This window comes from Xanthomonas sp. BRIP62409, assembly GCF_003992965.1.
GTDB classification, from domain to species: domain Bacteria; phylum Pseudomonadota; class Gammaproteobacteria; order Xanthomonadales; family Xanthomonadaceae; genus Xanthomonas; species Xanthomonas euroxanthea.
In genome coordinates, this window is the sequence record NZ_QEZJ01000019.1 from 208,077 (window position 1) to 221,454 (window position 13,378).

Below are 13,378 nucleotides of genomic sequence, written 5' to 3' on the forward strand. Positions count from 1 at the left end.
CAAACACCGTTACAGGGGGAGAGTCGATGGACCAGACGGCAGTGGGGCAGGTAGGTGAAGAGGCTTCTTCGCTCCGGGGAGCAGGTAGCCTCAAAGACAAGGTTGAAAAAGCGCGTTTGGAGCTTTTGGATCTGTCGACACGCAATCGCCTGCTCCACACACCCAGAGGCGGGCGTGCAAAGACCATTGAAGTTGTTCATGAGCTTGCCAAGGCGATGTATCAGACATTGGTCATCGATGGCAAGCGCTTCACCTTCGTAGCAGGCAAGCAAGACCCCAAGCAGGGCATCGCGATGCCTGACTTGGATGAGGATGATGCGGAAGTTTTTCTGGATGAAGTGCCGGAAGATTCCGAGCTGATCGCGCAACCAGACTTTGAGCTGGATGAGGACGGGCGTGTCAAGGCGCATTGGGATGCGAATCTCACAACACGTCTAACGCCGACAGGTCTGCAGAAGCGCTTATTGGATCTCTACATGGACGCGCGGACGCTCCAAGAAGAGCAAGGCGTCAATGTTCTTTACCTAGCCGTCGGCTACTTGCGTTGGCGTGCTACTTCCACTCCACAGACTGACCGCTTCGCGCCGTTGGTGCTCATCCCGGTTCAGTTGGAGCGAAGCACGGCTGGCGAGAAGTTCCACCTCAAATGGACCGGCGACGATATCCAAGCGAACTTGTCGTTGCAGCTGTTCTTGCAGCGCGAGTTTGGGCTTCGCTTGCCGAGCATTGAGGAGTTCGAAACGCTCGATATCGATGCCTACCTGGCATCTGTGGAAGCCATGCTGGAAGGGAAGGAGACCTGGGGCGTGCTCCGCGATGACGCCATCCTGGGCTTATTCTCGTTCGCTAAGTTCATGATGTATCGGGATCTTGACCCCCAAAGCTGGGATACACTGGGCGGACTGGACGCCATCCCTATGCTGCGCGGGGTGGTTCAAGACGGTTTCCCAGGTGCAAGCCTGACCGACGAAAATAGCGAACTCGACCATATCATCCCACCAGAGAGGATGCGCCATGTCGTCGATTGCGACTCATCGCAAGCTCTGGTCGTGCACGACGTGCTTCAAGGCAACAACATCTTGGTCCAGGGCCCGCCTGGAACGGGCAAGTCCCAAACCATTGCCAATATCATTTCAGGCGCCGTGGCTGAAGGAAAGCGGGTATTGTTTGTGGCCGAGAAGATGGCCGCGCTCGAAGTCGTGAAGCGCCGACTGGATCATGTCGGTGTGGGCGTGGCCTGTTTGGAACTCCACAGCAACAAGGCTAACAAGCGTTCTCTACTTGAAGAGCTTCGGCAAACGCTGCACTTAGGCGAGCCCAAGCGAAACAACACTTCGCCAATCATCGAGCAACTAACGGAAAAGCGCGACACACTCAACGCCCATGTTGCGCGGCTCCACGAAACTCACGAGCCCTCTGGACTGACGCCATACCAAGTCTTCGGACACATGGTGCGTCTGCGTCGTTTGGGCTACACGACTCAAAGCCTGCCTCTCGAAGCACCCACCGCCTGGGCGTCCCATCAAAAAGAGGAGCGGGAATCGCTCCTACGCGAACTGATTGAGCGAATTGAAGAAATTGGCGTTCCAGATGAGCACGCTTGGAGCGGCGTTCGGAACGACGGCCTCTTGCCGAGTGAACGCGATCGGTTGCTCATCTTGGTCGCTGGATTGACCGAACGATTGAACGATTGGGAGGACTCGACTACCGATCTTCACAGCGCGCTGGATCTTGCTCCTCCGGTCCGATTTGATGATGCCGGCCTTGCCGTTCAACGCGTTAAGGCGCTGCTCGAAGCACCAAAACTTGGCTCCGATGCGCTTCAAAGCAAGGTCTGGGATGAGCCTGGTCGCGCTTCGACAGTCATTGATGGGCTTGAAAGCGCTCAGAAGGCCAGAGCTGCGGTCGAGGCCAAGATCCAGGTGGAGGCGTTTGCGCAAGACTGGGGCGCTACCAAGGCCATTTTGAGCGCTTTGCCAAACAGCTTCGTTTTGGGGAAAGAGCTGGCAACGTTGGTTGGGGCACACAGTGCTCTGGTTCGGCTCGGGCCTGATCTGAGACGATTGACGCAGCTCCTAGCCGAGAAGGCACCGCTTACGCTTGATCTGGCGCTTGGGCTGGTTGCCATCGCGGAGCGCGCCACGACCATCCCGGAACTTGACCGTGATGCATTGGTCGCGCATATCTGGGATCGGGGCGTCGACGCGATCGAAGAGGTCGTTGTGGCCGTTGAAACGGTCCAGCAGGCAAAGAGCAACCTGGCCTCTTTGTTCCGCGACGCTGCATGGAGCAAAGATAGCGCGGAGCTTGAAGCGGCGCGTGGTCAGTTGGCGATGCGCGGCACGAGCTTGTTCCGCTTCCTAAGCGGAGATTGGCGTCGCGCCAATCAGACCATCCGCACACTCCTTTCTAACCCTAAGCTTCCGGCGTTGGACATGCTTGGATCGCTCGATGTTCTCCTGGATGCCAAGAGCGCTCAGAAGAAGATCGTTGAGCACGACGCCCAAGGACAAGAAGCGTTTGGCTCAAACTGGCAGCGCGAGCGCTCCAACCCATCCTTCCTCAGAGGCGTCGTGGCCTGGATGCGCACGCTCCGACCCTTGGGGAGCGGAGTTCGTGAGCGTTTGGCCGACATCAGCGATCGCATATTGGCAACCGAAATCGCCAAACGCGTAAAACCAGTTCTAGAAGAACTCGCTCGCGATTTGGCGCCTGTCCATGAGGCGCTGTTGTCTGCTGAGCGCAATCCATGGGGCGAGGAGACCGTCCTCAAGCGCGTTGCTCTATCGGAACTGGAAGAGAAGTCCGCCCTTTGGCAAGCCGCGTCCCAGCAATCATCCCTATTGGCTAATGCGCAGGAACTCACGGTCGAGCAGGCGCTTGCGGTCATTGAAGAAGTCCAGCTGGCGCAAACTGCTACTACCGCTTACGACGCTCTGGTCGCTGATGGGACCTCAGCCTTTGGTCCGTTCTGGGGAGCACTAGATAGCAAGGCGCCTGAGCTTCGCCAAGTCGCATCTTGGATTGAACACAATCCAGAGCTTCGCTTGTTGGCTGCGCGCATTGTTGATCCCCAGTCATTGCTTGATCGGGCTGAGGGAGGTTCTTCTGCGGCAGGAGTGTTGGCCGGCGAAGTGATGGATCTTCTGGTCGGCTTGCAGTTCGACGGTAACGCAGAGATCACGCGTGATCCGAGCCATGCACCTTTGACAACCCTCAAACTCCAGTTGGCCAGCTGGCAAGCCGACCCGGAAGGGCTTCGGAGTTGGGTGTCTTACCTTGCCATTGCCAAGGAGGCCGAGGGTAAGGGCTTAGGTGCGATAGTCGGTGGTCTTGCCAGTGGCAAGCTGGCGAGAGCCGATGCCTTAGGCGTGTTCGATCTGTCTTACTACGAAGCGTTGCTTCAAGCGCTGGTGCAGCGCGATCGTGCGTTGGCGAGTTTTGACGGGCAACGGCAGTCTCAGGTGGTGGCAAGCTTTGCAAGCCTTGACCAAGAGCGTATGCAGCTGGCTCGGTATGAAGTGGTCAAGGCGCATCACAGCAAGATCCCGCGCCAAGGCGGTGCAACCGGCCCGACAGCTATTCTTATCGGCGAGATGGCCAGGAAAAAGGGTCATCTGCCGATTCGTCAATTGATGCAACGGTGTGCCCCTGCGATCCAGGCGCTCAAACCCGTCTTCATGATGAGCCCATTGTCTGTTGCGCAATTTCTACCGGCAGGCGCGCTGGACTTCGACATGCTGGTCATCGACGAAGCAAGTCAGGTGCAGCCGATCGATGCGCTCGGTGCGATCGCACGCGTCAAGCAGTTGGTGATCGTGGGTGACGAGCGTCAGCTCCCGCCCACACGCTTTTTCTCCAAAGCACTCGGCGATGGCGGTGACCAGGGTGACGATGAGGGTGGGGCACAGGCGTCAGATGTCGAAAGCATTCTGGGGCTTTGCCGCGCAAGAGGATTACCTGAGCGCATGCTCCGCTGGCACTACCGGAGCCGCCATCAGTCGCTCATTGCCGTTTCCAATCAACAATTCTACGAAGGCAAGCTCTTCATTGTCCCCAGTCCCTACACCAGTGAAGCAGGTGTGGGCTTGCGGCTGCATCATTTGCCAGAAGCCATCTACGACCGGGGCAACACGCGCACCAACCCCAAAGAAGCCAAGGCTGTGGCACTCGCAGTGCTCGCTCATGCGCAGAACACGCCCAAGCTCACGCTGGGTGTGGCGACCTTTTCAACTGCCCAGCGCCGCGCCATTCTCGACGAGTTGGAACTCTTGCGCCGACAGCACCCAGAAACGGAAGGGTTCTTTGCCGATCACCCGGCTGAGCCCTTCTTCGTCAAGAGCCTCGAAAACATCCAGGGCGACGAGCGCGATGTCATCTATATCTCTGTGGGCTATGGGCGTGATGCGCAGCGCCACATGACGATGAATTTCGGTCCTGTGAGCAATGACGGCGGCGAGCGACGCTTGAATGTGCTCATCAGTCGCGCCAAGTCGCGTTGCGAGGTCTTTACCTCGATCACCGATGAAGACATCGACACCGACCGTGCCAAGGGTAAGGGCACCTTTGCCTTGAAGCTCTTCTTGAACTACGCAAGGACGGGTCGCCTTACCCTTGCCACCCAGGCGCGAGACGCTAAGCACAGCGTATTCGAACAAGAGGTGGCCCAAGCACTTCGCGCGCGAGGTTACGATCTGCACACCGATGTCGGTTTGGCTGGCTTCTTCGTCGACATTGCGGTGTCTAATCCTGAAGAACCTGGGCGCTACATTTTAGGCATTGAGTGCGACGGGCAGTCTTACCGAGACGCGAGAAGTGCGCGTGATCGAGACCGATTGCGTGAGAGTGTGCTGCGCGACAAGGGCTGGCAGGTTTATCGGATTTGGAGTTCGGACTGGTTCCACCGGCCTGAGGCCGAGCTTGAAAAGCTTGTTGTAGCCATTGAACGAGCAAAGTCGGAGTCGGTCACCTCAGAGCCCAGCCCCAAGTCTTCGCACCGTGCAGTGCCGGTGGAGATCCTCACCGTCGATCGCGGTGAAGTGACTGAGATAGGGCTCATCGAGGCGCAAAGTCCGCCAGACACTGAGCCTTACATTGAGGCGTCCTTCGTCGTGCCAAGCAACCAGTTTGAGCTGCACTTAGTGCCGACAGGGCAATTGGCGACCGTCGTGCGGCAGATCGTTGAGGTGGAAAGCCCCATTCATCGTAGCGAGGTCGTGACACGCGCCCGGACGCTTTGGGGCTTGCAGCGTGCAGGCTCGCGCATCCAGCAAGCTGTTGAGGATGCGATTAGGTTGGTGTTGTCGACGGTTGGGATTCAGATCATTGACCATGACTTCTTGGCCATTCCAGGGAAAGAGGTCCGTGTGCGGGATCGCTCCATGGTCGAGTCGTTGACACTGCGACGCCCCGAGTTTTTGCCGCCCGCAGAGATTAAAGTTGCGATCTCAAGGGTTATTTCTGACAACCTTGGCGCAAGGCCAGATGAGTTGGTGTTGATCGTGTCTCGTCAGCTTGGCTATCGAAGCACCAGCACACAGCTTAGACAGTTGATTTTTGATCAGATCGAGGCGCTGCGGCTTGCGGGCAGGTTGGCTGACAAAGGCGAGTTGGTGGTCTTGGCCTAGCGCTCATTGTCCATATAGGGTTCAGTGAGGTGCTTGAAAACAAGGGAGTTGGCTTGCATGAGAGAGACTAGGCTGCGCCACGGAAGTCGGCTGAGCGGTAAGCGAAATAAGTAAAGAATGGCAGCCAAGAAAAATGCTCCGGTCTCCCGGAGCATTTTTTTGAACCGCCTAAACGGCGTTGAACGATGCAACTCTTTTTGATGAGTGGATTTTTACTTTCTAAACCGACTGAACGTCGTCGAAATATTACATTTCAAGCCCCACGAATGGGGCAAGTGGCATCCCTGCTCACAGCGGCAATCGATGTTTTGTTGCCGATGCATTCAAGCTATGGTGTAAAATATATTTGTCAAGTCTTTCGGTGAAAAATAATTGCAAGCGATATGTGCTTCTCAGCGCGGCTTCTTTATTTGGTTCTAGAACTCGTTTTCACTCTGCCAAAAACTTTTTAATTCCTCCATCCCGTTGTCCGAGTCTTGGTCGTTCTATTCTTTGCCGCCTGCTCGCGCCGTCGCTCCATGTGGCGAACCTGCTTGAACGCACGGTCAAATTGCCCTGGCGTGTAAGCGGGCAATGGAAGCGGAGGGCCAAACCGTTCAATGGCCGCAAAGCGAGCGGGGACAGAAGGTGGATCGACGTAATGCTTCAAGCCCGGCGGAAGCGTCAGCTCGTGGCCGGTAATTTGCTGGGAAATCGGAAGCGAAATGCCGTGCTCATTGACCAGCGAGTTGGACAAGGTGTGCCGGAAGCAATGAAAGCTTTTGAGCCGTTGGGTTAACCCTCGCTTGATCGCATAGGCCCGGAACTGATCCCCGAGCGCGTCGCCGTAGCCGTTTTCGGCGTTGTAGGGCAAGTGCGGGAACAGTCGCTCAAAGCCTGCGCGCTTGATCTCATCCACATAGACCAAGAACCCAGCCTCAATCAGGGATGTGGGCAGGGGCACAAAGCGGGAGGAGTGGGGGTTCTTCAAGCGCTGATCCGGCTTTGCTCCTCGGAAATGCACGCCCCAGAAGTCACCGACCTTGCCGATGTCGTCAACATAGAGCTGAGCGACTTCATTGACCCGAGCACCGGTCGCAAATCCCAACAGCGTGCCAAACCATCGGTGCGGATACTTTTTCGCCCAAGAGGTGAACGCATTCAGCTCGAGCAGCGCTTCGAGCTCAGCCTGGCTAAACGGATCACGACTCGGCTCATCGGTGAGCGACTTGGCGCGGTTGAGGATGGCTTTGTGAGGCGCCTTGCTAATCAGGTCTTCGTTCGTTAAGGCGTTGAAGAAGGACGCAATACGATCCCGATGCTTTTCCTTGGTGCGCATGCTCAGCAGTTCGTGACCACCTTGCCGCGCTTGGTTCAGGATTTCGACAGGGGTGAGACCGGCGAACACTGCCTTCTTGGTGGCATTGCTCGGGTAGTGTTCGAGCGCATCCAGGAACTGGCGGACGTCATCGGTCTTGTAGTTCTCGACCGGTTTGTCGCCAACAAGCGCTACAAAAAGACCCAGGCTGTGTTCGGTATCGAGCACGTTTTTGGCGCTTCGCCCCACACGCCGCATCTCACTGATGTGGATGGTGGCGCGCTCTGACAGCAGCGGTCCTGTGCTTTTCACGGGAGCCAGTTGGTGAAGCGGCAGGTGTTTCAGAGCATCGAGCAGTCGAGCATGATCCTCAGCGCCGTTGGCAGAGAGCTCCACGCCACCGACCTTGATGGTGTAGGGGCGGGCTTCGTTCCCTTGCAACGCGGCCAGCGCCTGGCTCAGCAAATCGTCCCGCATGCCCGCTCCCTGCCGCATCTGATCGAATGCTTCCGAGAGTGCCACAGCCGTTCGTGCCACGGCCAGACGGGCAGCATCACCCAGGGCCAAGCGAACGGGACGGACAAGGTAGCGTGAGCCGATGAGGGCTTGCAGGTCAGTCGGGACGAAAAAGCGCACATACAGCCCAGCTGGGCGACGCAGAAAATAAGGCTTCGGCACGGGGTTTGATACCTCGTTTGATACCTAGACCAGGCTCAAATCGATCATCAAACCCCGGGCCGAACCTTCGCGAAATCAAGCGCTTACTGCTTTTTTCCGCGATCAGATGGTGGAGGTGGGCGGAATCGAACCGCCGTCCGGAAGCACTCCATCCCCAGCACTACATGCTTAGCCCTCCGTTAGATCTCATTCCCAGGCAGCACGGTTGGCAAAGCGCACCTGGAAACCAGCCTGCTTTATCTAACCGGTAGCTGACAGGCAGCCACTACCGATGGTTCCGTGATAATGACCCTACACCTACGAGCACGGGCACAAGTAGGTTCGGGGGTTCGCCTTAGGCGGCTGTAGAACTACAACTAAAGCCAATTAAGCGGCGATAGCGAAGTCCGAACCGTAGTTGTCATCGTTGGCAACTAAAAGTTTGCTGCTGGATTAACGAGGAAAGCTGCCCCCTCGGCATGCGCCAAGCGACTTCGCGACCCCCGTCGAAACCAGTGCACCCCCGGGGAAAGCATCAAAACGCTGACCTGATCAGTGTAGGGATCGGGGCGTCCTGTCACAAGTGGTGAGACGTGCGGCGCTTACAGTGGCTTCAGTCCTATCGGACGGAATAGTCTGGTACTCAAGGAGAGAAGCGATGGCGACAGGCAAGCCCCCCCGTTCGCGGCAGGCACGTAGCGTCCCCCGCAAGCGCGCACCAGGTGTCGATGCAGCCAAGCCTCGGCGCGCAGCCACGGCCCCGCAGCAGGAGGCGCAGGACACCACGCTGACACGCGTGCAGGGCAAGGCGCGCACGGTGATCTACATCCATGGCATCGGCAACAAGCCGCCGGCCGAGGTGTTGCGCTGTCAGTGGGACAAGGCCTTGTTCGGGCGGCCGATGGGCGAGCGCACGCGCCTGGCGTATTGGGTCAATCGCGAGCGCTATCCGGTTGCCGAACCCGGCAATTGCGATGCGCGCGATGTCGGCCCGGCACTCAATCAGAGCGTGCAGCGCGCCCTGAGCACGCTTGGGCTGGTGCCAGGCGAGCAGGACCTGCATCTGCTCGCCGACGCCCTGGCACAGAGCGAGCAGGAACGCAGTGATCTGCATAGTTTGCTGGACGAGCTGGATGCCGCGCCCGCCATGCCGGCAGCCGGCGAGGTGCAGGCCAAAGGTCCGATCGATGCAATCAACCGCGTGCTGCTGCGGCTGATCTCCGCCGCGCTGCTGCAGGACGTGCACGATTTGTTCTTCGTGCCCGAGCGTGCAGCGTTGATGCGCGACAGCCTGGTGCAGCGCCTGCGCTCGGGGGGCGGGCCGTTTGTGGTGGTCGCGCACAGTCAGGGGTCGATGATCGCCTTCGACGTGCTGCGTCAGCTCCAGGCTGCCGAGTGCGAGGTCAGCCTGTTCCTGACCCTGGGCTCGCCCCTGGGCCTGCCGCAGGTGCGCAGCATGTTCAAGCGCTGGACCGGCACGCGCAAGCTGCCGTTTCCTCCGTGCGTGCGGCGCTGGATCAACGTCGCCGACACGCGCGATCCAATCGCGCTGGATCCGGATCTCAGCGACGACATCGCCAATGCCAAGGGACGGTTCGAAAACCTCTCAGGCGCGCGCTTGAACCCGGACTGGCAGCACAACGCGCATTCGGGTTCGGGCTACCTGTCGATCCCGCAGGTGCGTGCGGCGGTGCGCGAGGCGGTGGGCGTCGGGTTCGATCAACCGGTGTCCAATGCCGTGCTGATCAAGGATCTCAGCGAGCAACTGGAAGCGCATGGCGCCGAGTACCGGCACGAGGTGCTCATCGAGCTGGATCGGCGGGTGTCGGGCGACGATCCGGCCGGCACGCGTGCGCTGCTGCTGGCGCAACTGCGCCAGGCCGCTGCAGGCACCACCGGCTTGAGCGGCGAAGCGCTGGACGAGGCGATCGCGCTGGAAGATGGTCTGCAGCGGTTTGTGTCGGCACGGCTGACGCGGTTCGAGATCGAATCGCTGCAGGACCGCTACCGGGCACTGGGATTCCGGCGCATGTGGCGCGATGCCGGCAAGCGCGCGTTGATCAACGTGTCCGGCAACGTCCTGCATGCCGATGCGGCGCGCACTGCGTATCGCGCACGCGGCCAGCAGATCGGCTGGGCAGTGCTGGACACCGGTATCGCGGCCAGTCATCCGCATTTCTTCGCAAAGGGCGAGCGCGACACGGTGGTGGCGCAATGGGATTGCACGCGCCGCGGCGCAGCCAAGCGACTGACACGCGCTGACGGCGATGCCTTCGCCCGGCTGGATCGGCACGGGCACGGCACGCATATCGCCGGGATCATCGCCGGCCAGAGCCGCGCGGTGATTGCCGGCGCGCAGGGCAACCCGGGCAAGCCGCTGGAGTTCGCCGGCATGGCGCCGGATACCCAGCTTTACGGTTTCAAGGTGCTGGACGATGTCGGCAACGGCCGCGATTCGTGGATGATCAAGGCGGTGCAGCAGGTGGCGGCAATCAACGAGCGCGCCGGCGAGCTGGTCATCCACGGCGTCAATCTGAGCCTTGGCGGTTACTTCGATCCGGAGAGCTATGGTTGCGGTTTTACGCCGCTGTGCAACGAGCTGCGGCGGCTATGGCGGCAAGGCGTGCTGGTGGTGGTGGCCGCCGGCAACGAGGGCCTGGCGTGGTTGATGGGCAACGACGGCGATGCGTATCCGGCCAACATGGATCTGTCGATCAGCGACCCGGGCAATCTGGAAGACGCCATCGTGGTGGGCTCGGTGCACAAGAGCAGCCCGCACAACTACGGCGTGTCGTTTTTTTCCTCGCGCGGACCGACCGCCGATGGTCGAGGCAAGCCGGACGTCGTGGCGCCGGGCGAAAAGATCCTGTCGGCCTATTACGACTTCGACCCGAACGACCCGGCGAGCCTGATGGTGGAGATGAGCGGCACCAGCATGGCCGCACCGCACGTCTCCGGCGTGCTGGCCGGATTCCTCTCCGCACGCCGCGAGTTCATCGGCTTCCCGGACCGGGTCAAGCAACTGATGCTGGACACCTGCACCGACCTGCAGCGCGATCGCTATGTGCAGGGCAGGGGGGTGCCGAATTTGATGCGGATGCTTGGGGCGACGTGAGGAATCGGGAGTGGGGAATCGGGAATCGTAAAAGCGCGATGCTTCTCACGGATCCAGCAATGCCCGCGTCTTTAACTAACGTGAGGTCAACGCAGCTGAGATCAACGCAGTGAGCCTGCCCAGCTCTTGCGATTCTCCATTCCCGATTCCCCACTCACGCGTCGCGGTTATGCCGCCGCATCACGCGCTGCTTGTCGCGCTGCCAGTCGCGGTCCTTGGCGGCGTCGCGCTTGTCGTGGTTCTGCTTGCCCTTGGCCAGTGCGATTTCCAGCTTGACCTTGTTGTTGCTCCAGTACAGCGCGGTGGGCACCAGGGTGTAGCCGTCGCGTTCGACGCTGCTCAACACCTTGTCGATCTCCCGGCGGTGCAGCAGCAGCTTGCGGTCGCGGCGTTCCACCGGCACGGTGTGGCTGGAGGCCTGGATCAGCGGGGTGATCTGCGCGCCGATCAGGAAGATCTCGCCTGAACGCACGTAGGCGTAGCCATCGATGATGTTGGCGCGACCGGCGCGGATCGCCTTGACTTCCCAGCCCTGCAGCGCCAAGCCGGCTTCGTAGCGCTCTTCCAGGTGGTATTCGTAGCGCGCACGCTTGTTCAGCGCGATGGTTTTCGTGGCCGTCGCGCCGTTTGCTTTATCCTTGGCTGGTTTCTTGCTCATGCTGCTATTGTCGCCGATTCGGCGTCATCAAACGATCTTCTGTCTTTCACAAGTTAGCGAATGCCTACCATCCGTCGCAGCGCCCTGGTCGAACACAGCGCCACCCGCATGTTCGACCTGGTCAATGATGTTGCCGCCTATCCGCGCCGTTTCGGCTGGTGCGATGCTGCGCAGGTGCTTGAACAGGACCAGGCGCACATCGTTGCGCGGCTGGATCTGGGGCTGGGATCGTTCCGCACCTGGTTCACCACCGAAAACATGCTCGAACGCCCCGAGCGCATCGTCATGCATCTGCGCGACGGGCCGTTCAAGCGGCTGGAAGGCCTGTGGGAATTCCAGTCGCTGGGCGAGAACGCCTGCAAGGTCAGCCTGACCCTGGAAGTGGAAACCAGCTCGCGGCTGTTGGGTCCGGCGCTGGCGCTGGGCTTTCAGGGCCTGGCCGACCGCATGGTCAACGATTTCGTGCGGGTCGCCGATCGCGGCGACACCTGAGCATGCGCGTCGACGTCGTACTGGCCTGGCCGGACCGCTGCAGTTCGGTGTCGCTGGACCTGGCCGAGGGCGCCACCGTGGCCGAGGCGATTGCCGCGTCCGGTCTGGCACCGGACCGACCACCCGCGGCGCAGGCGATCCATGGGCTGATTGCGCGCGCGGATCAGGTGCTGCGCGACGGCGATCGGGTCGAACTGCTCAGGCCGCTGCTGCTGGATCCGAAGGACGCGCGGCGTCGCCGTGCCGGACCGAGCAAAAAACCCGGTCCCAGCAAGTAGCGGCTTGCCAGTGCCGCGATGCGTGTGCGCGTGATAGCGAACTGTTCCGGTGGCAGGTCAGCAGCGTGAACGCACCCGGTGGCCTGGACCGGCGCAGGGTGATGCAAAACATCTGACTGAAAGCCCCAGCTATCGGCAGCTGGCTCGGCACCGTCGTCCGCGAGCAACCACGTCGTTTCGACCAGGCAAATAAAAAACGCATCCGTTCAAAAGGATGCGTTTTCTGATTTGACAAACACTCGGGCGACCGCAAAACCGCCGAGCAGGCGCATCAACGGCCGCGCTGCTTCTTCTTGTCGCGGGCCAGATTGCGGCCGAACTGCTTGGGCGCCGACTTGGCCAGCTGCTCGTCCTGCGACGGGAAATAATCGCCTTCCCAGCGCACGACCTGCTCGTTTTCGAAGAACACGGTGAAGTTCTTGATCTCGGTACGCGCCAGACGGTCCACGCGCTGGGTGGAGGTGTAGTCCCAGCGCTGCGAATGGAACGGGTCGGGAATCGAGGGGGTACCCAGCAACGCGCTGACCTGCTGCTTGCTCTGGCCTACCTGCAGTTGCTCCACGGCATTCTGTTTGATCAGATTGCCCTGGTAGATCGGCTGCTTGTAGATGATGCCGCAGCCAGCGGTGGAAAGAGCAACGGCGGCGACCAGCAGGAGATTACGCATCGGGGATTAAGTGCTGAGGAAATCACGCCGATGATACACTCCCGCCGGTCGCCGCGACCCGTTTGATGGCAGCTGGCGCTAAATCGCCAATGAACGGAGAACATATGGAAACCCACGACCTGCGCAAAGTCGGGCTCAAGGTGACCCATCCGCGGATGCGGATCCTGGAATTGCTCGAGCAGAAGAGCAACCAGCACCACCTCAGCGCAGAAGACATCTATCGGCAGCTGCTCGATCATGGCGACGAAATCGGTCTGGCCACGGTGTATCGGGTGCTGACCCAGTTCGAGGCTGCGGGCCTGGTGCTGAAGCACAATTTCGAAGGCGGCCAGGCGGTCTATGAGCTGGATCGCGGCGGCCATCACGACCATATGGTGGACGTGGACACCGGCCACGTGATCGAGTTCGAGAGCGAAGAGATCGAGGCCTTGCAGCGCCAGATCGCCGCCCAGCATGGCTACGAGCTGGAAGAGCACTCGCTGGTGCTGTACGTGCGCAAGAAGCGCCCGCGCTGACGGCAAGCCAGTGGCATTGCGGCAACGACAAGGCGGCTTCGGCCGCCTTGTGCGTCTGCAGCCATCGGCTGC

General features: G+C 60.1%; 8 protein-coding genes and 1 other RNA gene. 5 read left to right on the forward strand and 4 right to left on the reverse strand.

Going from position 1 to position 13,378, the window contains the following annotated elements:
- The first annotated feature begins 26 nt into the window (after nucleotides 1-26).
- Nucleotides 27-5,627: a DUF3320 domain-containing protein gene (locus tag EO170_RS09155; RefSeq protein ID WP_126944276.1), complete on the forward strand. Its 5,601-nt coding sequence runs from the start codon at nucleotides 27-29 to the stop codon at nucleotides 5,625-5,627.
- A gap of 448 nt (nucleotides 5,628-6,075) precedes the next feature.
- Here EO170_RS09155 and EO170_RS09160 read toward each other — a convergent pair whose 3' ends face one another.
- Together EO170_RS09160 and ssrA are read right to left on the reverse strand one after the other, a co-directional pair.
- Nucleotides 6,076-7,602: a site-specific integrase gene (locus tag EO170_RS09160; protein WP_126944279.1), complete on the reverse strand. Its 1,527-nt coding sequence runs from the start codon at nucleotides 7,600-7,602 to the stop codon at nucleotides 6,076-6,078.
- A gap of 107 nt (nucleotides 7,603-7,709) precedes the next feature.
- Nucleotides 7,710-8,106: a transfer-messenger RNA gene (gene ssrA, locus EO170_RS09165) on the reverse strand.
- A gap of 133 nt (nucleotides 8,107-8,239) precedes the next feature.
- Between ssrA and EO170_RS09170 the strand changes: the two genes are divergently transcribed.
- A complete protein-coding gene (locus tag EO170_RS09170) occupies nucleotides 8,240-10,696 on the forward strand; it encodes a S8 family peptidase (protein ID WP_126944282.1) in 2,457 nt (818 codons plus the stop codon).
- A 154-nt stretch (nucleotides 10,697-10,850) separates the two neighbouring features.
- On the opposite strand, the gene smpB is transcribed toward EO170_RS09170, so the two are convergent.
- On the reverse strand, nucleotides 10,851-11,354 hold the full coding sequence (gene smpB, locus EO170_RS09175) for an SsrA-binding protein SmpB (RefSeq protein WP_039520446.1): 504 nt from the start codon (nucleotides 11,352-11,354) through the stop codon (nucleotides 10,851-10,853).
- A gap of 60 nt (nucleotides 11,355-11,414) precedes the next feature.
- Here smpB and EO170_RS09180 point away from each other — a divergent pair, with 60 nt between their 5' ends.
- Together EO170_RS09180 and EO170_RS09185 are read left to right on the forward strand one after the other, a co-directional pair.
- On the forward strand, nucleotides 11,415-11,846 hold the full coding sequence (locus tag EO170_RS09180) for a type II toxin-antitoxin system RatA family toxin (protein ID WP_104583340.1): 432 nt from the start codon (nucleotides 11,415-11,417) through the stop codon (nucleotides 11,844-11,846).
- Between the two features lie 2 nt (nucleotides 11,847-11,848).
- Nucleotides 11,849-12,124 carry an RnfH family protein gene (locus EO170_RS09185; RefSeq protein WP_126944285.1) on the forward strand — a complete coding sequence of 92 codons (276 nt, stop codon included), beginning with the start codon at nucleotides 11,849-11,851 and terminating at the stop codon, nucleotides 12,122-12,124.
- Between the two features lie 271 nt (nucleotides 12,125-12,395).
- Here EO170_RS09185 and bamE read toward each other — a convergent pair whose 3' ends face one another.
- Nucleotides 12,396-12,791 (reverse strand): outer membrane protein assembly factor BamE, encoded by a 396-nt coding sequence (bamE, locus tag EO170_RS09190; RefSeq protein ID WP_039528130.1) that lies wholly within the window; start codon nucleotides 12,789-12,791, stop codon nucleotides 12,396-12,398.
- Nucleotides 12,792-12,895: 104 nt separating this feature from the next.
- On the opposite strand from bamE, the gene fur reads away from it, so the two are divergent.
- A complete protein-coding gene (gene fur / locus EO170_RS09195; RefSeq protein ID WP_016901564.1) occupies nucleotides 12,896-13,306 on the forward strand; it encodes a ferric iron uptake transcriptional regulator in 411 nt (136 codons plus the stop codon).
- Nucleotides 13,307-13,378: the final 72 nt, after the last annotated feature.